The organism is Plantactinospora veratri, assembly GCF_036421995.1.
Lineage (GTDB): Bacteria > Actinomycetota > Actinomycetes > Mycobacteriales > Micromonosporaceae > Plantactinospora > Plantactinospora veratri.
Genome location: NZ_JAZGQL010000008.1, coordinates 315288 through 336647, shown reverse-complemented (window position 1 = coordinate 336647; position 21360 = coordinate 315288). Strand labels below are relative to the sequence as shown.

Annotated in this window: 23 protein-coding genes and 1 riboswitch; of the genes, 12 read left to right on the top strand and 11 right to left on the bottom strand. The window is 70.8% G+C overall.

What is annotated here, in order from left to right; genetic code table 11:
- The first annotated feature begins 319 nt into the window (after window positions 1-319).
- The 7 genes from V1634_RS13735 to V1634_RS13705 all read left to right on the top strand — a co-directional run bounded on the left by V1634_RS13735 (window position 320) and on the right by V1634_RS13705 (window position 8554).
- Window positions 320-1264 (top strand): ABC transporter substrate-binding protein, encoded by a 945-nt coding sequence (locus V1634_RS13735; RefSeq protein WP_331208396.1) that lies wholly within the window; start codon window positions 320-322, stop codon window positions 1262-1264.
- 44 nt (window positions 1265-1308) lie between these two features.
- Window positions 1309-2907 carry a sugar ABC transporter ATP-binding protein gene (locus tag V1634_RS13730; RefSeq protein WP_331208166.1) on the top strand — a complete coding sequence of 533 codons (1599 nt, stop codon included), beginning with the start codon at window positions 1309-1311 and terminating at the stop codon, window positions 2905-2907.
- A complete protein-coding gene (locus V1634_RS13725; RefSeq protein ID WP_331208165.1) occupies window positions 2907-3962 on the top strand; it encodes an ABC transporter permease in 1056 nt (351 codons plus the stop codon). The genes V1634_RS13730 and V1634_RS13725 overlap by 1 nt, the downstream gene beginning before the upstream one ends.
- A gap of 73 nt (window positions 3963-4035) precedes the next feature.
- A complete protein-coding gene (gene yjfF / locus V1634_RS13720; protein ID WP_407951788.1) occupies window positions 4036-4992 on the top strand; it encodes a galactofuranose ABC transporter, permease protein YjfF in 957 nt (318 codons plus the stop codon).
- A 189-nt stretch (window positions 4993-5181) separates the two neighbouring features.
- Window positions 5182-6849, top strand: coding sequence for a ribulokinase (gene araB / locus V1634_RS13715; RefSeq protein ID WP_331208163.1), 1668 nt, complete (start codon window positions 5182-5184; stop codon window positions 6847-6849).
- Complete coding sequence (locus V1634_RS13710; RefSeq protein ID WP_331208162.1) at window positions 6846-7532, top strand: L-ribulose-5-phosphate 4-epimerase; 687 nt, start codon at window positions 6846-6848, stop codon at window positions 7530-7532. The genes araB and V1634_RS13710 overlap by 4 nt, the downstream gene beginning before the upstream one ends.
- Window positions 7533-7735: 203 nt before the next feature.
- Window positions 7736-8554, top strand: a complete 819-nt coding sequence (locus V1634_RS13705; protein WP_331208161.1) for a 4'-phosphopantetheinyl transferase family protein — start codon at window positions 7736-7738, stop codon at window positions 8552-8554.
- Window positions 8555-8599: 45 nt separating this feature from the next.
- On the opposite strand, the gene V1634_RS13700 is transcribed toward V1634_RS13705, so the two are convergent.
- The 5 genes from V1634_RS13700 to V1634_RS13680 all read right to left on the bottom strand — a co-directional run bounded on the left by V1634_RS13700 (window position 8600) and on the right by V1634_RS13680 (window position 12361).
- Window positions 8600-9145, bottom strand: a complete 546-nt coding sequence (locus V1634_RS13700; protein WP_331208160.1) for a YceI family protein — start codon at window positions 9143-9145, stop codon at window positions 8600-8602.
- A 93-nt stretch (window positions 9146-9238) separates the two neighbouring features.
- Entirely contained in the window at window positions 9239-10018 is a 780-nt protein-coding gene (locus V1634_RS13695) for an LLM class flavin-dependent oxidoreductase (RefSeq protein ID WP_331208159.1), read from the bottom strand.
- 61 nt (window positions 10019-10079) lie between these two features.
- The gene (locus V1634_RS13690) at window positions 10080-10391 is read right to left on the bottom strand and encodes a hypothetical protein (protein ID WP_331208158.1); all 312 of its coding nucleotides are present in this window, start codon (window positions 10389-10391) and stop codon (window positions 10080-10082) included.
- Between the two features lie 108 nt (window positions 10392-10499).
- On the bottom strand, window positions 10500-11600 hold the full coding sequence (locus tag V1634_RS13685; protein ID WP_331208157.1) for a LacI family DNA-binding transcriptional regulator: 1101 nt from the start codon (window positions 11598-11600) through the stop codon (window positions 10500-10502).
- Window positions 11601-11908: 308 nt separating this feature from the next.
- The gene (locus V1634_RS13680) at window positions 11909-12361 is read right to left on the bottom strand and encodes an LURP-one-related/scramblase family protein (RefSeq protein WP_331208156.1); all 453 of its coding nucleotides are present in this window, start codon (window positions 12359-12361) and stop codon (window positions 11909-11911) included.
- A gap of 167 nt (window positions 12362-12528) precedes the next feature.
- Between V1634_RS13680 and V1634_RS13675 the strand changes: the two genes are divergently transcribed.
- The 3 genes from V1634_RS13675 to V1634_RS13665 all read left to right on the top strand — a co-directional run bounded on the left by V1634_RS13675 (window position 12529) and on the right by V1634_RS13665 (window position 14570).
- Window positions 12529-13044: a GNAT family N-acetyltransferase gene (locus tag V1634_RS13675; protein WP_331208155.1), complete on the top strand. Its 516-nt coding sequence runs from the start codon at window positions 12529-12531 to the stop codon at window positions 13042-13044.
- A gap of 79 nt (window positions 13045-13123) precedes the next feature.
- Window positions 13124-13945, top strand: a complete 822-nt coding sequence (locus tag V1634_RS13670; RefSeq protein WP_331208154.1) for a MerR family transcriptional regulator — start codon at window positions 13124-13126, stop codon at window positions 13943-13945.
- Between the two features lies 1 nt (window position 13946).
- Window positions 13947-14570 carry a GyrI-like domain-containing protein gene (locus tag V1634_RS13665; RefSeq protein ID WP_331208153.1) on the top strand — a complete coding sequence of 208 codons (624 nt, stop codon included), beginning with the start codon at window positions 13947-13949 and terminating at the stop codon, window positions 14568-14570.
- Window positions 14571-14642: 72 nt separating this feature from the next.
- Here the strand turns inward: V1634_RS13665 and V1634_RS13660 are convergent, their stop codons facing one another.
- On the bottom strand, window positions 14643-15173 hold the full coding sequence (locus V1634_RS13660) for a DinB family protein (RefSeq protein ID WP_331208152.1): 531 nt from the start codon (window positions 15171-15173) through the stop codon (window positions 14643-14645).
- A 163-nt stretch (window positions 15174-15336) separates the two neighbouring features.
- A complete protein-coding gene (locus V1634_RS13655; protein ID WP_331208151.1) occupies window positions 15337-16185 on the bottom strand; it encodes an alpha/beta fold hydrolase in 849 nt (282 codons plus the stop codon).
- 234 nt (window positions 16186-16419) lie between these two features.
- Window positions 16420-16535: riboswitch (SAM riboswitch) on the top strand.
- 12 nt (window positions 16536-16547) lie between these two features.
- Between V1634_RS13655 and V1634_RS13650 the strand changes: the two genes are divergently transcribed.
- Window positions 16548-17183: a GNAT family N-acetyltransferase gene (locus V1634_RS13650; protein WP_331208150.1), complete on the top strand. Its 636-nt coding sequence runs from the start codon at window positions 16548-16550 to the stop codon at window positions 17181-17183.
- 104 nt (window positions 17184-17287) lie between these two features.
- Here the strand turns inward: V1634_RS13650 and V1634_RS13645 are convergent, their stop codons facing one another.
- Window positions 17288-18046, bottom strand: a complete 759-nt coding sequence (locus V1634_RS13645; protein ID WP_331208149.1) for a DUF6585 family protein — start codon at window positions 18044-18046, stop codon at window positions 17288-17290.
- Window positions 18047-18161: 115 nt separating this feature from the next.
- On the bottom strand, window positions 18162-18488 hold the full coding sequence (locus V1634_RS13640; RefSeq protein ID WP_331208148.1) for a DUF2625 family protein: 327 nt from the start codon (window positions 18486-18488) through the stop codon (window positions 18162-18164).
- Between V1634_RS13640 and V1634_RS13635 the strand changes: the two genes are divergently transcribed.
- Window positions 18422-19102 carry a hypothetical protein gene (locus tag V1634_RS13635; protein WP_331208147.1) on the top strand — a complete coding sequence of 227 codons (681 nt, stop codon included), beginning with the start codon at window positions 18422-18424 and terminating at the stop codon, window positions 19100-19102. The genes V1634_RS13640 and V1634_RS13635 overlap by 67 nt on opposite strands.
- A 154-nt stretch (window positions 19103-19256) precedes the next feature.
- On the opposite strand, the gene V1634_RS13630 is transcribed toward V1634_RS13635, so the two are convergent.
- Both V1634_RS13630 and V1634_RS13625 read right to left on the bottom strand, forming a co-directional pair.
- Window positions 19257-20351, bottom strand: a complete 1095-nt coding sequence (locus V1634_RS13630) for a glycoside hydrolase family 5 protein (RefSeq protein WP_331208146.1) — start codon at window positions 20349-20351, stop codon at window positions 19257-19259.
- A gap of 176 nt (window positions 20352-20527) precedes the next feature.
- Window positions 20528-21325, bottom strand: coding sequence for a LamG domain-containing protein (locus V1634_RS13625; protein ID WP_331208145.1), 798 nt, complete (start codon window positions 21323-21325; stop codon window positions 20528-20530).
- Window positions 21326-21360: the final 35 nt, after the last annotated feature.

Here is a 21360-nt window from a genome sequence, read left to right as displayed (position 1 = left end):
CCGGCCGCCGGGCGTGCGGGTCCGCCAGACTTCCAGCATCACGGATCCATACCGTCGCCGGAAGTACCCCTTGACGACCGGCATGAGAACGTTAACACTCACGAAACAGGAAGCCCTGTGGATCGTCCGGCGTGCCCTGAAGGTCGGCGTTCTCCGTGGCAGACTGGGCCGAATCCAGGAATCTCCGGCATCGCGCGAGTGGCGAAGCGGGGCACTGGTCGGCCTTGCGTGTGAACGGTAACTACGACAGACAACGATGTTCCCAGGCGAGGAGGAAACGGTGCTGAAAAAGATCTCCGCCGTTGTACTCGGCGGACTGATGGTGACCGCGTTGGCCGCCTGCGGAGGCGACGGCGGCGCGGGCAGCGGCTCCGGAAACGACGATGGCAAGATCACGCTGGGCTTCGCGCAGGTGGGTGCCGAGAGCGGCTGGCGTACCGCGAACACCAAGTCCATCCAGGACTCGGCGAAGGAGGCTGGCATCGACCTCCAGTTCTCCGATGCGCAGCAGAAGCAGGAGAACCAGATCAAGGCGATCCGGACCTACATCACCCAGAAGGTCGACGTGATCGCCTTCTCCCCGGTGGTGGAGTCCGGTTGGGACACGGTGCTCCGCGAGGCCAAGGACGCCAAGATTCCGGTGATCCTGACCGACCGGGCGATCGACTCCCCCGACAAGACGCTGTACAAGACCTTCATCGGGTCCGACTTCGTGCTTGAGGGGAAGAAGGCCGGTGAGTGGCTGGTCACCGAATACCAGGGCAAGACCGAGCCGGTGAACATCGTGGAGCTGCAGGGCAGCACCGGGTCGGCGCCGGCCAACGACCGCAAGGCCGGCTTCGCGGACGTGATCAAGGCGGACCCGAAGTTCAAGGTGATCGCCTCGCAGACCGGCGAGTTCACCCGGGCCAAGGGCAAGGAGGTCATGGACGCCTTCCTCAAGGCCCACAAGGACATCGACGTGCTCTACGCGCACAACGACGACATGGGTCTCGGTGCGATCGAGGCGATCGAGGGTGCCGGCCTGAAGCCGGGTGTCGACATCAAGATCATCACGGTCGACGCGGTGAAGGACGGCATGCAGGCGCTCGCCGACGGAAAGATCAATTTCATCGTGGAGTGCAGCCCGCTGCTCGGCCCACAGCTGATGGACCTGGTGAAGAAGGTCGTCGCCGGTGAGACCGTGCCGGATCGGGTCGTCACCGAGGAGACCACCTTCAACCAGGAGCAGGCCAAGGCCGCGCTGCCGAGCCGGCAGTACTAGCGAGGATCCCGCACCCGAACGACGCGACGGACGGAGGAGAGCGGATGGAGACGTCGGTGCAGCCCCGGGCGATCCTGACCATGACCGGCATCGGCAAGCGGTTCCCCGGGGTACGGGCACTCGACGAGGTCGACTTCCGGCTCTTCCCCGGCGAGGTGCACGCCCTGATGGGCGAGAACGGTGCCGGGAAGTCAACACTGATCAAGGTGCTGACCGGGGTGTACGACGTGGACGAGGGCGAAATCGTGCTCGACGGCACCCCGGTCCGCTTCGCCGGCCCGTTGCAGGCGCAGCACGCCGGGGTCAGCACCGTCTACCAGGAGGTCAACCTCTGCGCCAACCTCTCCGTCGCGGAGAACATCTACATCGGACGGGAACCGCGCCGCTTCGGCGCCATTCACTGGGGCGAGCTGCGGCGCCGGTCCCGGCAACTGCTCGACGGGCTGGGCCTGGACGTCGACGTCTCGGCCCCGCTCGGCAGTCTCTCCCTGGCGGTGCAGCAGATGGTCGCGATCGCCCGGGCCATCGACATCTCCGCCAAGGTGCTCATCCTGGACGAGCCGACCTCAAGCCTGGACGCCGACGAGGTCGGGCAGCTCTTCCGGGTGATGCGCCAGCTCAAGCGGGAGGGCATGGCGATCCTCTTCGTCAGCCACTTCCTCGACCAGGTCTACGAGATCTCCGACCGGATGACCGTGCTGCGCAACGGGCGTCGGGTCGGCGAGTACGCGACCCGGGAGCTGAGCCAGCTCGACCTGGTCAGCGCGATGATCGGCAAGGAACTCGCGGTACTGGAGGAGCTGGAGGAGCAGCCCCGGCGCTCACTGGCCACCCTGGAGCGGGGGCAGCCGGTGGTCGAGGCGGCCGGGCTCGGCCGGGGCGGCGCGATCGCCCCGTTCAGCCTCACCATCCACCGGGGTGAGGTGGTCGGGCTGGCCGGGTTGCTCGGCTCGGGGCGTACCGAGATCGCCCGGCTGCTCTTCGGCGCGGACCGGGCCGACGCCGGGGAGCTCAGGGTGGACGGCGCGCCGGTGGCGATGCGCGGCCCGCGCAGCGCGATGGACCGGGACATCGCCTTCTGCTCCGAGAACCGCCGCACCGAGGGGCTGGTCGCGGAACTCACCGTCCGGGAGAACATCATCCTGGCGCTACAGGCCGCCCGGGGCTGGTCCCGTCCGCTGCCCCGGCGCCGGCAGGACGAGCTGGTCGACAAGTACGTCAAGGCGCTGCGCATCGTGCCGGCCAACCCGGAGGCGCTGGTCGGCCAACTCAGCGGCGGCAACCAGCAGAAGGTGCTGCTGGCCCGCTGGCTGATCACCGAACCTCGCCTGCTGATCCTGGACGAGCCGACCCGGGGCATCGACGTCGGCGCCAAGGCGGAGATCCAGCGCCTGGTGGTCACGCTCTCCGACGGCGGGATGGCGGTGCTCTTCATCAGCGCCGAGCTGGAGGAGGTACTCCGGCTCAGCCACAAGATCGCCGTACTCCGGGACCGGCGGATGGTCGACGAACTCGCCAACGACGACGAGGTGACCGCCGACCGGATCATGGCGATCATCGCCAGTGGCCACGGTTCGGCGCCGCCCGACGCGGCTGGCCAACCGCACGACACGGACGCGGTCGTCGTCCGGGAGGAGGTGTGATGGCCGGCCTCGTACGGCACCGGTTCTTCTGGCCCGTGCTGACCCTGGTGGTGTTGCTGGTCAGCAACCTGTTCTTCACCCCCGACTTCTTCGTCGTCGACGTCCGCCAGGGGCATCTGTACGGCAACCTGATCGACATCGTGCGGTTCGGGGCGCCGCTGATCCTCGTCTCGCTCGGCATGACCCTGGTGATCGCCACCGGCGGCATCGACCTCTCGGTCGGTTCGGTCGTCGCCATCTGCGGCGCGCTGGCCTGCCTGCGGATCAGCGAGCTGGGTGACCAGAACAGCGTGCTCGGGGTGTTGGCGGCGGTGGGGCTCGCCCTCGGACTGGCCCTGCTGCTCGGCGCCTGGAACGGCCTGCTGGTCGCGCAGTTCGGCATCCAGCCGATCATCGCCACCCTGATCCTGATGGTCGCCGGCCGAGGGCTGGCCCAGCTCATCACCGACGGGCAGATCATCACGGTCAACAGTTCGCCGTACAAGCTGATCGGTGGCGGCTACTGGCTGACCGTGCCGTTCTCGATCCTGGTCGCGCTGCTGGTCTTCGGGCTCGCGCTGCTGCTCACCCGGCGTACCGCGCTCGGCCTGCTGATCGAGTCGGTGGGCGGCAACGCCGAGGCGAGCCGGCTGGCCGGGATCCACGCCCGGCGGATCATCTTCACCGGGTACGTCTTCGCCGCGTTCTGCGCCGGGGTCGCCGGTTTGATGATCAGTTCCAACGTCTCCAGCGCGGACGGCAACAACGCCGGCCTCTGGATCGAGCTGGATGCCATCCTGGCGGTCGTGATCGGCGGTACGTCGCTGGCCGGCGGCCGGTTCTCTCTCGGCGGTACGGTGCTGGGCGCCCTGATCATCCAGACCCTCACCACCACCATCTACAGCATAGGCATCCCGCCGGAGACCACGCTGCTGTTCAAGGCGCTGGTCGTCACGATCGTCTGCCTGCTCCAGTCGCCGGCCTTCCGGGCCAAGGTCTTCGGCCGCCGCCGGAAACCGCCGTTGCCGCCCGCTCCGGAGCCTGACCGACAGCCGAAGGTCGAGGTGCCGGCATGAGCGAGCGAAGTGAGCGAATCGAGGAGAGGGCATGAGCGCCGTTCCGGGGACGGTGGCGAACGGGCGGGCCCGGATGCTCCGGCCGCAGCAGAAGTACCTGCCGATCTTCGCCACTCTCGCCCTGCTGGTCCTGATGTACAGCGCCGGGGTGCTGCGCTACGAGGGCTTCTCCGACACCCAGGTGGTGCTGAACGTCTTCGTCGACAACGCGTTCCTGCTCGTCGTCGCGGTCGGCATGACGTTCGTGATCCTGACCGGTGGCATCGATCTCTCGGTCGGTTCGGTGGTCGCGCTGACCACCATGCTCTCCGCCTCGCTGCTGGAGGAACGGGGTTGGTCGCCATACCTCGTGCTGCCGCTGGTGCTGCTGATCGGGGCCCTGCTCGGCTTCGCGATGGGCTGCATCATCCACTACTTCGAGATCCAACCCTTCATCGTCACGCTCGCCGGGATGTTCCTGGCCCGGGGTCTCTGCTACACGATCAGCACCTCGTCGATCACCATCGACGACCCGTTCTGGACCTCGGTCGCACAGCAGCGGATCCGGTTCGGCGGCTTCTTCATCTCGACCAGCGTGATCATCGCGCTGGTGGTGGTCGCGATCGGGATCTACGTGCTCGGCTACACCCGGCTGGGTCGCAACACGTACGCGATCGGCGGGAACCCGCAGTCGGCACTGCTGATGGGGCTGCCGGTGGGGCGTACCCGGATCGCGGTCTACACGATCAGCGGATTCTGCTCGGCGCTCGGCGGGCTGCTGCTCAGCTTCTACATGCTCTCCGGCAACAACGGGCACGCAGTCGGCCTGGAACTCGACGCGATCGCCGCCGTGGTGATCGGCGGCACGCTGCTGACCGGCGGCTCGGGCTACCTGATCGGCACCGTGCTCGGGGTGCTGGTGCTCGGGCTCATCCAGACCATCGTCACCTTCCAGGGCGACCTCAGTTCGTGGTGGACCAGGATCGTGATCGGTGTGTTGCTCTTCGTGTTCATCGTGCTGCAACGTGTGGTGACCCGACGGCAGGCATAGGCGGTGACCCCGCCGCTCCGGCGCCGGGCGGCGGTGCCGGTGGGACACCCCCGGGCTTGGTGATAGCGCTAACACCGTGGTTGGCTGGCGGGTGGCGGAGGTGCCGACGGGTGCCGCCGCGAGCCGGTCCGCCGGGTACGGGTGGTGGAGCCGGCGAGGGAGTACAGGGAACGTCCAGGAGGGACACGAGTGAGCGCTAACGGTGCGGACCGGTACGTGGTGGGCGTCGACTTCGGCACGCTCTCCGGCCGGGCGGTGGTGGTCCGGGTCTCGGACGGCGCCGAACTCGGCTCGGCGGTGCACGAGTACCAGCACGGGGTGATCGACGACCGGCTACCGGAGACCGGGGCCGAACTCCCCGGCGGCTGGGCGTTGCAGATGCCGGAAGACTGGCGGTCGGTGCTGCGCGAGGCGGTGCCGAAGGCGCTCTCGGCCGCCTCGGTGCCGCCCGAGGCGGTGATCGGGATCGGCACCGACTTCACCGCCTGCACCGTGCTGCCGACGCTGGCCGACGGCACCCCGCTGAACGAGGTCCCCGGGCTCGCCGACCGGCCGCACGCATACCCGAAGTTGTGGAAGCACCACGCCGCCCAGCGGCACGCCGACCGGATCAACGAGCTGGCCGAGCAGCGCGGCGAGCCGTGGCTGCCCCGGTACGGCGGCCGGATCTCCGCGGAGTGGCAGTTCGCCAAGGCGCTCCAGGTGCTCACCGAGGACCCCGAGGTCTACGCCCGGACCGAGCGGTGGATCGAGGCGGCCGACTGGATCATCTGGCAGCTCTGCGGCGAGGAGACCCGCAACGTCTGCACCGCCGGCTACAAGGGCATCCACCAGGACGGGCAGTACCCGTCCCGGGACTACCTGGCCGCGCTGCACCCCGACTTCGCCGATTTCGTCGACACCCGGCTCGCCCACCCGCTCGCCCCGCTCGGCGGGCTCGCCGGGCGGCTCACCCCGGAGGCGGCGGCCGCCACCGGGCTGCCGGCCGGGATCGCGGTCGCGGTCGGCAACGTCGACGCGCACGTCACCGCCGCCGCCGCGAACGCCGTCGAGCCCGGCCAGCTACTGGCGATCATGGGCACCTCGACCTGTCACGTGATGGTCGCCGACACCCTGGCCGAGGTGCCCGGGATGTGCGGCGTGGTCCGGGACGGCATCGTCCCCGGCCGGCTCGGCTACGAGGCCGGACAGAGCGGCGTCGGGGACATCTTCGGTTGGTTCGTCGAGCACTGCGTACCGGCCGGTTACGCCGAGGAGGCGGCCCGGCGGGGGACCGGGGTGCACGAGTACCTCACCGAGCTGGCCGCCGCGCAGCGCCCCGGCCAGCACGGGCTGGTCGCCCTCGACTGGCACAACGGCAACCGCTCGGTGCTGGTCGACCACGACCTCTCCGGCGTGATCGTCGGGCAGACCCTGGCCACCCGGCCGGAGGACCAGTACCGGGCCCTGATCGAGTCGACCGCCTTCGGCACCCGGACCATCGTCGCCGCCTTCGAGAACGCCGGAGTGCCGGTGACCGAGTTCATCGCCGCCGGCGGCCTGCTCAAGAACACCTTCCTGATGCAGGTCTACGCCGACGTGCTGCGCCGGCCGCTGTCGGTGATCGACTCCGACCAGGGGCCCGCGCTCGGCTCGGCGATCCACGCGGCGGTGGCCGCCGGGGCGTACCCGGACATCACCGCCGCGGCCGCCGCGATGGGCAAGGTCCGGCGGGGCGTCTACCAGCCCGACCCGGCCAGCGCCGACGTGTACGACCGGCTCTACGCCGAGTACGAGCGACTGCACGACTACTTCGGTCGGGGCGGCAACGACGTGCTGCACCGGCTGCATGCGCTACGCGAGGAGGCACGCGGATGACCAGCGGCGAACTCACCGGCACGATCAGCGAGACGGTCGCCCGGATCCGTGCGGAGGTGTGCCGGCTGCACGAGCAGCTCACCCGGTGGGAGCTGGTCGCCTGGACCAGCGGCAACGTCAGCGCCCGGGTGCCCGGCGCCGACCTGATGGTGATCAAGCCCAGCGGGGTGTCGTACGACGACCTCACCCCGGAGTCGATGGTGGTGACGACCCTGGACGGGGAGATCGTGGACGGCAACTACTCGCCGTCCAGCGACACCGATGCGCACGCCTACGTCTACCGGCACATGCCGCAGGTCAACGGCGTGGTGCACACGCACAGCCCGTACGCCACCGCCTGGGCCGCCCGGGACGAGGCGATCCCCTGCGTGCTGACCGCGATGGCCGACGAGTTCGGCGGGGAGATCCCGGTCGGCCCGTTCGCGCTGATCGGCGGCGACGACATCGGCAAGGGGATCGTCGCCACCCTGGAGGGCCACCGCTCACCCGCGGTGCTGATGCGCAACCACGGTGTCTTCACCATCGGGGCCAGCGCCAAGGCGGCGGTGAAGGCGGCGGTGATGTGCGAGGACGTCGCGCGTACCGTACACATCGCCCGGGCCGGCGGTCCGCTGGTCCCGATCGAGCCCCGGCACATCGACGCCCTCTACGAGCGCTACCAGGGGGTCTACGGCCAGCGCTGACATCCGGGCCGCCAAGGGGGCGCGCCGCAGGCCGGGCGGGTGGACGGTGCGGGCCGGGCGGGTCGACCGGGCAGGCCGGGCGGGTGGACGGCGACGGTCCACGGGCTGGTGCGCCGGCCGCGGGGCTGGCATGCTCGCGCCAGAATGTTCACCGGGCGGGCGGTCCGTGCCCGCCGTCCATCCGCGAACCCTGGTGGTGCCTGTTGACCGGATCCCGCCGCCCGCCCGCCGACCTGCCCGAGGCGGTCCCCTCGACGCCTGCCGGAGCGGGCGGACCGGTCCCGCCGGTGCCGGGCGAGTGCCAGGTGTGGCGGCTGCCGATGGGTCCGGCACACTGGGCCGGAGTCGACGTGCTCGACGACGAGGAGCGGCAGCGGCACGCCCGGTTCCGGCGGGTCGCCGACCAGGAGCGCTACCAGGCCGCCCACGTCGGGGTACGGATGCTGCTCGGGCACTACCTCGGCGTACCGGCCGGGCAGCTCAGCTTCTCCCGGCACTGCCGGCACTGCGGCGCCGGGCACGGCAAGCCGGTGGTCGACCGGCCCGCCACCAAGCTCGACTTCTCGCTCACCCACTCGGGGGAGTGGGTGGCCGTGGCGGTGGCGACCGACCCGGTCGGCCTGGACGTGCAGGAGCTGACCGACGGCACCGACGTGGCCGCGTTGAGCAGGAGCGTGCTGTCGCCGGCCGAACTGCGCTGGTGGGACGGGCAGCCGGCCGAGTCCGCCCGACGGGCGTTCTTCGGGTACTGGGCCCGCAAGGAGGCGCTGTTGAAGGCGACCGGACACGGGCTGGCCGTACCGATGAACCGGATCACGCTGACGCCGCCGGACGAGCCGGCCCGGCTGGTCGACTGGGCCGCCGGGAACCCCCTCGACGGCCCGGTGCAACTGCACGACCTCGACGCCGGCCCGGACTACACCGCCGCCGTCGCGGTGCTCTCCAGCCTGCCGGTCCGGGTCAGCCTGGCGGACTTCCCGGCGGCGCTGGCCAGCGGCCGTCCGATGCCCGAACCGGCCTGAGCCCCGACCGGCCTGAGCCGGGACCGCGTTCTCCTGCCCGCACTCTCAACGGCGGGTCGCGACGATCTCCAGCGTCAGCCCGATCCGCCGGCCGGTCATCCCCCGGGCCCTGGTCAACCCGAAGGCGTACCGGTCGACGGTGGTGCCGGCCCGGGCGCTCAGTTCCGCCGTACCGCCGGCCACCCGCTCGACGTCGAGCGTCACCGGCCGGGTGACGGTGCGTACCGTCAACTGCCCGTGCAGGGTCCCACCGTCACCGGACGGTACGAACCGCTCGCCCCGGAAGCGCAGACAGGGGTGAGTGGCCGCGTCCAGGTAGTCGGCCGAGCGGACGTGGGCGTCCCGGGGGCCCAGCCCGCTGTCGAAGCTGCCCGCGAGCACCTCCGCCTCGGCCGTCGACTCCTCGACCGGCGTGGCCACCGTGATCGTGCCGCTGCCGATCCGGAAGGTGCCGCGTACCGGAAGCAGTCCGAAGACCGCCCGGGTGTCGAACCGGATCACCGAGCGTGCCGGGTCGATGGTGTAGGTGCCGCTCGGCACGTCCTGCCCGGGGTCGCTCCCCGGCTGCCCCGCCCTGTTGGTCACGGTCATGGCCGCTTCGTCTCCTCCGTCGAACTCCTCGTCGAACTCCTCGCCGGGCCCGGAGCGGGCGCACCCCGGACCGGCCCGGGTGACCCTCCAGGATCAGGCCGGCGGACCCGCCTCGACCTGCCGGCGCAGCCGGGCCAGCCAGTCACCGTCCGGAGCGTCCGGGCCGACCACCAACCAGGTGACCCCGGCGTCGGCGTACTCGTCGACCGGCACCGCCGGATCGTGCGGCACCACGATCTCCCGGTCCGGCCCGAGTACGGCGCGTACCTCGGCGACCTGTGCCGGGGTCAGGCCGCCGACCGCGTCGCGGCCGAGTGCGAACACCCCGTCATACCGGGCGGCCCGGTCCAGCGGACGCCGGTGCGGCCAGGTCGCGGCGACCCAGATCGGCGGCCGGGGCCGCTGCACCGTACCCGGCCCGAGCCGGGCCCGGACCCGGAAGAGCGGACCGTCGTGCGTCACCTCGTCGCCGCGCAGCAGCCCGTCCAGCACCACCAGCGCCTCGTCCAGGGCGGCCGCCCTGGCCCGTGGGTCGGCCGATTCGCCGAACCCGGTGAAGTCGGTCTCCGGGACGCCGAGACCGACCCCGACCACCGCCCGGCCGGCGCTGAGCTGGTCGAGCGTGATCACCTCCTTGGCCACCTTCCAGGGCCGTCGGCGGGCCAGCGGGGTGACCATCGCGCCGAGCCGGACCTGCCCGGTGGCGGCGCCGATCGCACCGAGCAGGACCCAGGGGTCGTGCATCGGCATGCCGTCGGCGCCGAGGTGGTCCCAGAGGAAGAAGCCGTGCCAGCCCGTGCGGTCGGCCGCGACCGCAGCGTCGATCAGGTCGGCGGGCGATCCGGCCGGCGGGAGGGATATCGCGTACCGCATGCCCGCATGTCTACCGGTCCCCGCCGATCCTGTCTGTCCCGTCCCGCCCGCTCACCGGGGTTCAGAGGCCGAAGACGTCCTCCTCGGCGCCCTCCCGGACGCCGTCGACGAAGCCACGGAACGCCGGATCGTCCCGGTCGGCGGTCACGCTCGTCACCTGCTCCCCGGTCGCCTCGGCGACCGCGTCGACCAGCGGGGGATAGGTGAGGTCGACCTCGGCGAGTTCGTCGTCGTCGGCCTCGGCCAGGTTGATCACGTCCTGGAGCTGGTCGGCGTCGGTCTCCGGATCGCCGGCCCAGGACTCGCCGAGGTTGAAGCACTCGTCGTACAGCGCGCGCTGGTCCTCGGTCCAGTCGTCGTCGTAGTTCCTCACGCCGTACTCCCTTCCCCGCCGACCATCTGAGCATGCCCCGAGAGCTGCGGGAGGGTTCCCGGTTATCGCTTTTTGCCCGTCGGAGCGGGCCGGCGGCGACCGGCGGGATTACCCCCGCTCGGCCTGGGTAACCATCTCGGCGGCCTGGGTAACCAACTCGGCGCGGACACCCGCGCGGGCGGCGCCGAGCGAGGCGACCGGGCCGGTCGACTCCCGGACGACGAGCCGGCAGGGCTGCCGGATCACCCCGGAGGCCCGTTCGCCGTCGAGCGCGGCGAAGAGCTGCTTGACGGCGGTCGCGCCGAGCTGTTGCAGGTTCAGGTCCACGGTGGTCAGTGGCGGCCGGCAGTCGGCGGCGAAGACCTCCCAGTTGTCGTAACCGACGATGGCGACGTCGTCCGGGATCCGCCGGCCGAGGTCGAGCAGGGTTTCGGCGACCCCGGTGGCGATCTGGTCGTTGCCGCAGAAGACCGCGTCGATCTCCGGGTCGGCGGTGAGCAGCATCCGGCCGGCGTGCCGGCCCCAGCGCTGGGACCATTCGCCGTACAGCGGGTCGCCGCCGGCCAGCGGCAGCCCGGCCTCGCCCAGTACCGAGTGCAGGCCGGTCACCCGGTCGCGGGCGGCGCGGTAGGTCTCCGGGCCGGTGATGTGCCCGATCCGGCGCCGGCCGAGGGCGACCAGGTGCTCCACGGCCAGCCGCGCGCCACCGGCGTCGTCGGCGAGCACCGAGAGGTCGCTCGGGTCGTCGGACTCGCCGTAGACGTAGACGACCGGGACCGGGATGTCCCGGGTCAGCGAGGGGCGGATGTCGTTCGAGTCGCCCAGGATGATGAAGCCGTCCACCTGGCGGGCCAGCAGCGTACGGATGTAGTGCCGGCGCCGGATGACGTCCCCTCGGGCGTCGCAGAGCAGTACGCACATCTGCTCGTTGCCAAGTGCGTTCTCGATGCCGAGCAGCACCGGGAAGGCGAAGCGTTCGCCGAGTTCGTCGGTGAGCAGCCCGATCGTCCGGGTACGCCCCGAGATCAGTCCCTTGGCCAGGGCGTTGGGGTGGAAGGAGAGTTCCTCGGCCGCCTCCAGGACCCGGCGACGGGTGGCCGGCGCGACCTCGTCCCGCGCGTTCAGCGCCTTGGAGGCGGTGGCCACCGAGACCCCGGCCCGCCGCGCCACGTCGGTCAGGGTCACTGATTGAGAGCGTTGTCTGACCACCGAAATCCTTTCGGACCGTCTTTCGAGAAGGCCGAGCACCGAGATTCTAGTCTAGGCCGACTACGCCGTAATTTGCCCCTTCGCGGGGAAGGACGGGTAGTCGCACAACCCGGTCGCTATCCGCCGAAAAGCTTTTCGGAGCCCCGCTCCGTGCCGGCTGCGCCACCGGGCACGAGCCGGGTCCTGGGCACGGCCCACGCCGCACCTGCCCGCCCGAGGTGACCTGAGGGCACGTCCGCGCGTCGGGTACGGCGGCGGGACGCGAGCGGTGTACGGCGGGCGGATGTGCGGCGGCGCGGTTCGGCGGCTCAGCTCCCCGCGGCCGCCTGCTGGTTCCACATGGTGATCACCACGCCGACGACGAAGACCTGTACCGGCATCGGCAGGCCGGGCAGGTCGGCGACGACGTCGCCGCGCCAGAAGCTGGTTCGCTTCACCGAGCCGACCCGGCGCCCGCCAGCGTGCAGTTCCTGCTCGGTGCCGAAGAGCGAGGCGCGCTGGAAGTGGTACGTCTGTCCGTCGGCTTCCACCGTCCACCGCTTGCGGCCGACCCGGTCCGCCGAGGCGACGGCCCCGCCCGCCCCGTCGAGCAGGGTGTAACGGGTTCCCCAGGCGTTGCCGCGCACCTGGTAACGCTGTCCGTCCAACTCGAAGTCGCCGCCGCTGCGCCAGAAGGCGTCGTCCCAGGTCGTCACGACCCGGTCCCGGACGCTGATCTCGTAGCGGCTGCGCCACGCGCTCACCCTGCGGGCCTTCAACACCCCGCCAGGTTAACCAGGGCAGGCAAGGCGGCCCCGGCGGGTGTGCGCCCGGTGGTGACCGACACGACGGAACCTGCCCGCCCGTGAGGTTGTGGACGGCGGGTACCACCTTGCCTGCCACCGGTCCAGCACACCTGTCGGACAGGGCTGGCTGGAAGAATCGGCCCATGATCCGAATCCGACCCGCGGGTGTGGACGACGCGGACGCGCTCGCCGAGGCGTACGTGGCCAACCGGGAATTCCTGGCACCCTGGGAACCCGTACGCCCGGAGAGCTTCTTCACCCCCGCCGGGCAGCGTGCCCGGCTCCGGCAGGCGACCCTGGAACGGGAGAACGGCACCGGCTACGGCTGCGTGATCGAACTCGACGGGCAGATCTGCGGCACCGTCACGCTGTCGGCGATCCTGCGCGGGCCGGCGCAGTCGGCGAACCTCGGCTACTGGGTCGCCGAGTCGGTCAACGGGCGCGGCGTCGCGACCCGGGCGGTGGGCCTGATCCTCGACGTCGCCTTCGGGGAACTGGACCTGCACCAGGTGATGGCCGGCACCCTGCTGCACAACACCGGGTCACAGCGGGTACTCGGGCGCAACGGGTTCGACCGGATCGGCGTCGCCCGGGAACACGTCGAGATCGCGGGGAAGTGGCAGGACCACATCCTCTTCCAACGCCTGACCGACCGCTGACCACCCGGGCGTACCCGGTCACCCGCCCGCGCCGGTGCCGGCTGGACCCTCCCTCGGTGGGAGGGTCCAGGATAGGGCGGTGACCAGGGAACTCCTGCCGATCGGCGCGTTCGCCCGGCTGTGCCGACTCAGCGTCAAGCAGTTGCGGCACTACGACGAGGTGGGTCTGCTGCGGCCGGCGAGCGTCGACCCGGCCACCGGCTACCGCTACTACCGGCGGAGCCAGGTGCGGGACGCGATGGCGATCGCCCTGCTCCGGGGTCTGGACGTCCCGCTCGCGGCGATCACCCAGGTGCTCACCGGCGACGACGACACGCGGGCCGCCGTGTTGCGTACCGAACGGAGCCGGCTGGCCGAGCGGATCGCCGCACAGCAACGCAGCTGGCAACTCCTGGACCGGCTGCTCACCGGCGACCTGCTCACCGACGGGCTGCTCCGGCACGAGGTGACCCTGGCCCGCGAGCCCGCCCGCCGGCTGCTGGTCCGCCGCGCGGTCTGCGCACCGGAGGAAATCGGCGCGACCCTCGGCGGCGAGATCGGCCCACTGCTGGCCGGGATGTCGGGACTCGACTGGAGACCGCCGGTCTGGGGCCTGTTCCCGGTCGACCTGGGCAGCCAGCTCCGGGTCGCGGTGGGGGTGCAGAGCGAGGTACCCGCCGACGTCGTGGCCGGGACGGCCGTCGAGGAGCTGCCGCCGGGTCCGGTGGCGGCGGCGGTGCACGTCGGACCGTACGAACACCTGACGTTGACGTACCAGGCGGTCTTCGCCTGGATCCACGAGCGCGGGCTGCGCCCGTGCGGCCAGGTGCGGGAGGCGTACCTGGCCGACCCGGTGACGACCGAGCCGGCTCAACTGGTGACCCGGGTGGTCGTGCCGATCGAGGACGAGGAGCCGAGCTGAGATGACCACCACGCCGACGAGGACCGATCTGAAGAAGGTCCACTTCCAGTTGTACGCGGCGGGTACCGCCCCGGCACTGGTGGAGGTACCGGAGTTGCCGTACCTGGCGATCGACGGTGTCGGAGACCCGGACGGGGCCGGGTACCAGCAGGCGGTGCGGGCGCTGTACACGGTCGCGTACGGGCTGCGCTCCCGGCTGCGCCGGGCCGACGTGCTGGACTACTCCGTCGCGCCACTGGAGGGGCTGTGGTGGGGGTCGGCGGAGTGGGACCCGACCGGCCAGGACCGGTCGACCTGGAACTGGACGATGCTGATCCTCCAGCCGTCGCAGGCGGCGCAGCCGGATCTGGTCGCGGATCTGGTCGCGGAGACGACCCGGAAGAAGCCCGGGGTACCGGTGGACCGGGTCGAGCTGCGCCGGTTGACGGAGGGGAGGAGCGCGCAACTGTTGCACATCGGGCCGTACGGCGAGGAGCGCCCGACCCGCGACCGGCTGATGGCCTTCCTCGACGAGTCCGGGTACCGGATCTCGGGGCACCACCACGAGATCTACCTGTCCAACCCGGCCCGGACGGCCGCGGCGAGGCTGAGGACGATTCTCCGCTATCCGGTGGCGCTGCGCTGAGACGGTCCCCCCGGCGGGCGGTCGCCAGCGGCGATCCGCTCGGCCACAGTGGACGGTGTTCCTCGCGGAGGCTCAGGGCGTCGCACGAGCCTCGTGCAGCAGCCGGAGCTGGCCGAGTTCGGCGACGTTCTTCATCAGCTCCGCGTTGACCCAGGCGACCATGTGCGCGACGGTGTGCGCCGGGTCGCCCTGCCACGGGAACGGGGCGGTCTCGTCGAGGTCTGCCTCGGTGAGCCCGTCGAGCACCGACAGCCACTCGGTGCGGAGGGTACGCAGCCAGGCGATGGTCGCCGCGAGGTCGCCGGGCCAGTGCACCTCGGTACGGTCCGGCGGGGTGCGTCCCCCGGCGTGGTCGACGGCCGCGCTCCACCACCAGCCGAGGTGCCAACTGAGCCAGCCGACGGTGGGAACCGGGACCGGATCCGGCTCGGTGTCCGACCAGTCCGGCAGCCATCGGCCGGCGTCGTCCGGGCGTACCGTCCAGGAGAGCGCGGCCGGCTCCCAGAGCAGGTGGGCGGGCTCCAGCCGCTCCAGGTGGTACTCGAACAGCGACCAGGTCAGGTCGAACTGCCATCGCAGCAGCTCAGCGCGGGATGCCGACATTGCGCGATCTTCGCATCGCAGCCGTGGCCGGGCGAGCGGTTATCCACGACTCAGGGGGTCGTCGGTCGGATCGACGCCCCGGCGGGAGCCGGTCGCGTGTTCGCAGAGGATGGTATCGATGTCCGAGCCGCGCGGTTGCTCGTTTCCGACCGGAAGAGCTGGCTCAGCCCCGTCTGCCGACGATCTCGGCCACCTCGCCTGGTCTGGACAGGAACGGCGCGTGTGCGGACTCCAGCGTCACGACGGAGGTCGGATTCTCCGGGAAGGCGGCGTCGGCCTCCGCGACGAGTACCCGCTGGAGGGCAGGGCGGATCGCCATGTCCCGGGCGCAGACGACGTAGGTGCGGGGGAGGGAGCCCCAACCGTCCCGGGTCAGCCGGGTGGTGCCGCGCATCATGCTGACCGGGGCGTCCGGGGTGAGCAGGCCCAGCGCGGCATCGGCGACGACCGGGTCGACGTCCGCGTAGAACGCGTCGCGAAGCAGCTGGCGGTAGGCGGGGTCGTCCGAGGCGAGGTCGAGCCGCAGCGCCCCGATCACCGCGGGGTCGCCCCGGAGGGCGGGCAGGACCACCGCGCCCGAGTTCTCCGGCAGCGCGAAGTACCCGTCGGCCGCCTTGTCCGAGGCGGGCATGATGGCGGCGAGGTACACGGCGTGCGCCACCAGTTCGGGAACCTGCTGCGCCGCCCGGGTCAGGACGGGGCCGCCCATGCTGTGCGCCACCACCGTGACCGGGCCGCCACGGCCCAGCGTTTCGATCTGCGAAACCAGCAGCTCGGCCGCCTGGTCGAGGCCCACCTCCGCCACCGGCGAGAACTCGGTGGCCAGCTCATCCGGGTCGAACGGACGCATGGTCAGGCACTCGGGTCGACGCGCGCGCAGCCCGTGCCCGGCCATGTCGACCGCCAGGGTCGGGCGGCCGTACGGCAGGAGGTGGGCGATGACCTCGGTCCAGCACCAGGCACCGTGCCAGGAGCCGTGCAGCAACAGGATCGGGGTCGACCCGGGGGACATGGCCGCTCCTTTCGATGACCACGGCGTTGCGGTTGACGTCCATCGCCCTCCGCTTCAGCGTTCCGGGTCGGCCGGCGGCGACATCCGGCAACTGACGTGGCTTCAACAATCGCAAACGATCAATATGTCGCCATTCCCGACCGGCCGTAGACCCCTCTGCCGCAACGACGGTCGCCGAGGGGATGACCCGGCGCAGACCGGCGCGACGGAGGCGGTGTTACGATCATCGGCGAAGGTCATGAGCGCCAGCGCGAAGCCCCGGCTTGCTGGCCGGCAACCCTCCGTTCGCGGGCGGGGTGCTCCGGGTGAGGACCAGGCTCGGCGCGAGTGCCGTCGAGCAAGCCGCGAAGCAGGAGGTCCAGGTGACGTCGATCCCTTCCTTCGACCAGGACACAGCATCCGGACAGCACCTCAAGCCGACCGGCCAGGTGCGACCGCGGCTGCGCCTCGCCGGTGCCGACGACGCCGAGCAGATTGCCCGGCTGCACGCCGAGAGTTGGCGCCGGCACTACCGTGGCGCCTACGCCGACTCCTTTCTCGACGGCGACGTCGCCGCCGACCGGCACTCGGTCTGGTCGGCACGGCTGGCCGCCCCGACCAACAGCCAGACGGTGGTGGCCGAAGACGACAGCCGGCTGGTCGGCTTCGTCCACGTCGTGTTCGACCACGACCCCAGTTGGGGCAGCCTGATCGACAACCTGCACGTCGTGCACGGCCGCCAGCGGACCGGCGTCGGCACCACGCTGCTGGCCCACGCAGCCCGAGCCGTCCTGGAACACGCGACGGCCGAACGGATGTACCTGTGGGTCCTCGAGCAGAACACGGCGGCGCAGCGGTTCTACCGCGCCTGCGGAGCCCGCGGCGTCGAGACGGCGACAGTGTCACCGCCCGGCGGAGACCCTTCCCGACTCAACGGTGCTCCCCGCAAGTTCCGGATGGCCTGGCCGGACGTCACAGCCCCGAGCGGGCTCGACACCCGTCGCCGAGACCGCGAGTAGCGCGGGGCCGTCTACCTGACCCTGGCACCGCAGTTCCTCGACGTGCGGGGCCCCGTGCTGGTCCCGGTCTCGGCGCCCGGACCCGCTCCTGACGCCCGTCAGCCTCAGGGCAACGCCTTCACCGGGTTCGCGGGCCCGCCGCGTGTGGTGGCCGCGATCCTGAGCAGGCAGGCGAGATCCGGAATCGTCCTGACCTGCCGCGAGACGACCTGCTCGCCGGCGCGGTTCCAGATGCGCAGCCGCACCCGCCCCCGCTCCACCCGTGCGACGTCCGACCAGGCGACGAACCGCCGTCCGTCGCGCACTCCCAGCTTGCTGACCGTGATCGGGCCGAATGCGCTGCTGCCGGTCTCAGTGATCTCCCTGGTCCGGCGCGGGTAGGTCACCTCGGCCACCGCCCGCTCGACGGCCTCGGCGAGCCGGCCGACGCCTGCGTAGGGGGGTCTGGCCAGGTTGAGCGTCGTGCCGTCGGTCAGCTCCAGTACGCAGCGCGGAAACTCCTCAGCCGGGCCGAGCTGGTAGATCCGGGTCACCCAGACCCGGACGTGCGCGACCTCGTCCCACCTGAGCAGGCGGGTCACGGTGGTCGTCCCGGTCGTGGTGAGCAGGCCACGGGTGCAGAGGTACAGGTGACGGCGGGACTTGCGCCAGGCGGGTACGGCGAACAGCACCCCGAGCCCAGCGGCCCCGGCGCCGATCGCCCGCCCGACATCGTCGCCGAAAAGCAGCCCGAACCCGCCGAGCACGCCGCAGGTGACCGCGAAACTCAGCTCCATCGCCACCGTCAGCCGATAGCGCTCGACCACCTCACCGAGGCCGGTTTCCGCGACGATCTCCGCAATCTCGGGCGGGCAGTTCCGCATCCGACGCTCACCTCCCGGACGATCGCTGCGACGGATCCGTTTCCCATCGTCGTCCGGGCGGTCAACCGGTTCGCCGGCTGGGACGGCCGGGACCGGCGGGCGGCGCGATGCCCCATCACACGTCGATCCGCACCGATCCCGCGTCTGCACTGGCGGCGAGGAACGCGACGGTCTCGTCCTGCATCGCGAACAGTTCCCGGATGGGAGCTGGCCGACGTGACGTGGCGGCGAGGTCCGCCTGTGCCTCGCTGGACCACAGGAACGGGTACACCGCCAGACCGTGTGACGCCGCCAGTTGCTCGACCTCGGCGTGCCATCCGGGCCAGCGCTGCGACTCGTAGAACTCGGCCGTGCCGCCGGATGTAGGGTCGCCCGGTGACCGCGTACGACATCGCCGCCCGGCTGCCCACCATCGACCGGCTGCGGCAGCGCTGCAAGGCACTGGCCGTGCTCGACCGCATCATCGACGAGGGGCACCCCTACCACGCCTATACCTCGACCTGGGGCACGGACGAGGCGGCACTGATGAGCAGCGGCAGCGGCGACGAGTGGACCGTGGTGTTCACCGCCGACGGCGCGTTCATCCGGGTCTTTGATCATGAGTCGGCGATGTCGCCCTACGGCGATCCGGACCACGAGTTGTGGCCGGGCCTGCTCGACGGCCTCCCCGTGGTGTTGCGTCCCCAGGTGGAGGAGCCCGCCTTCTGCGATGAGACCGGCCGGTTCGTCGCCACCGCGGTGCTGTGGCGGTCGGTTGGTGACGACCGCTGGCACGCTGGCGAAGGCATCACCTTTCCACCACCGGACGGGTTCGACGATGACGGCGGACCGGACGGGTCCGGGATGCTCGAAATCCTGCTCGACGACATCGTCGACCGGTTCGTCGAGTACGCCGGCGACTACTACGAAATGGAGGTGGACCGGGCAGCAGTGGAGTACGTCGTCGCCCACCGGCCGCTTACCGACACCGTGGTAAGCGCACTGAACCCTCGGCACACCGTCGCCGACCTGGCAGAGGATGTCGCCGCGATCGGCTACCCGAGCACCGCGCTGTAGCGGGCCGCAGACCCGTGGCAGGAGACCCTACCCGGCCGCACCTTCGAGTAGTGCCGGTACGACGAATCCCCCGGCACCGAGCATGATGCTCGGCGCCGGGGCACCTTTCACCGTGATCGTCGGCTCGGTCAACCGGCTGTGGCGTGGAGCAGACTCACAGTCCCCAGCCGTACCGGATACGATCGCGGCCGGAGGCATTGCGGACAGTGAGGTTCAGGTTGGTGCCGCTGCCGCTGAGGGCGAACATCGAGTACCAGTCGTAACCGGAGCTTCCGGTGGGCTTGCCGCCGAGGGCGGGCCAGTAGGTGCCGCCCATCTGGTTGTCCCGCATGACCTGGGTGACGGCGCGAATGTGCCGCACGAAGTTGTCGGTGCTGTTCGCGTTGCCGTAGTTGAGGCCGTTGTCCATGGGCGCGCCGTACTCGGTCACGATCGCGCGGGAGGCGCAGTTCCCGAGGCGGGTCTGGATGTGGCTTCGGAAGGCGTCGTACGTCATCGCGTCGTAGAAGAAGGCGTAGTGGTGGAAGGAGAGCAACGTCCCGTTGAAGCGGCTGTCGTTGCAGACGTCCCGCAGGTCCTGGCTGTAGCCGGTGCCGCCGATGAGCACCCGGCTCGGCACCGCCGAGTAGTGGTAGCTGAGCCAGTTCGCCGCGACGTTGCGCCAGTCCGCCGAGCTGTAGCCGTGCGGCTCGTTCATCGGCTCGAAGTAGACGTTGGTGTTGGAGCCGTAGGTGTTGGTCACGCGGGACCACATCGTGTTCCACGCGGCGAGGTTGGTGATCCTGCCGCCGGAGGCGGCGCCGTCCTCCCAGTACGCGAGGATGACCTTGAATCCGCGGGCGGTGGCGGCGTCGATGGCCCCCCGGTAGTTGTTCCACCACGTCGTGCCGACGGTGTGGGTGTTGATCGGCAGCCGGACCGTGTTGACCCCCACGGCCGCCATGTCGTCGTAGAGGGCATTGGCCTTGGCCCGCACGGTCGCGTTGCTGTCGGACTGGCTCAGCCCCTGGACGACGAGCGGGCCGGTGCTGAAGTTGTCACCCAGCACGGCCCAGTTCATCCCTCTGAACTGATTGGTGGCCGCGCCGGCCGGGGATGCGCCGCTGACGGCGGCGACCGGAATCAGCGCCGCCGTGGCCAGGGCGCCGACGAGGATCCGACCGAGTGATCGTCGACGGGATGTCGGTACCTCGTCGTGTCGAGGGTCGTTCGTGCCTCGACCGATCTGGGTGCCCTGCTGGATTGTCAATGTCTCGTCCTTCCTCGGGGGTTCTGTGCCGGACACGACGGAGCCATGCCGTACTGCCTGCGCGTAGCTGTCCGCTGGGTGTGCACCGTGTCCCCGACCGACCCGGACGGGTACGCCGTGGCGCCGGCCCGCAACACCCCTGGCAACATCTTCTTGATCCACTCGTCCGAGGGCCGTCAGTTACGGGTACGGCCGAGGTAGACGTTGCGGGCGCGGTAGAGGGTCTCGGCGGACGGGCCGGGTGAGCCGGAGGAGCCCTCCATCTGGAGGTTGATGATCAGCCACATCGGCTTGCCGACGAAGTTGGACCCTCGGTGCTGGCCCTTCCACTGGCCGTCGAGGTAGTAGTGGATGTCGACGTCGGTCGCGTTGACCTTGGCGATCCAGACCCGGTACTCGTGCCACGCGGCCGGGTTCGAGACCCCGACGATGGTGTTGTCCCACGCCCCGTCGTAGGTGTTGAACCAGTTCCGCGCGTCCCCCTTGTATTCGAGTATGTCGCTCTCCGGCGGCCAACTGTTCGCTCCGGTGAGCCAGAACGCCGGCCAGGTGCCGCGGCTCGACGGTGCCTGGAACTCGCCCCTGACCTCGTAGTTCGGGAACTGGTCGCTGACGAGCACCTGGTCTTTGGCGTGGATGGCGCCGGAGTGGTAGCGGATCGGCAGATGTGGGTCGGCCGAGCTGGTCCCCTCGTCCCAGGTGATGCGGGTGGCTCTGATGTTGAGTTGCCCGCTGGGCGAGAGGTAGACGTGGTTGTTGTCCGTGGCGCTCGCGTACATTCGGGCGCTGCCGTTGTGGTCGGAGCCCCACGGGTAGCGGAAGTTCCACTCGGCGGTCAGCGCCTCGCGGTCGGCGAACGACGATCCGTCGATGAGCGTCTCCCAGGCGGCCGCCCGGGCCGGCGGCTGGGCGAGCAGCACGGTGCCGGCGAGCAGGGTGGTGAGGGCGAGCGCGGCTCGGACGGTCCGGATCATCGCCACCACCTCCGGGTGGCGGGCCGGTCCGGGCC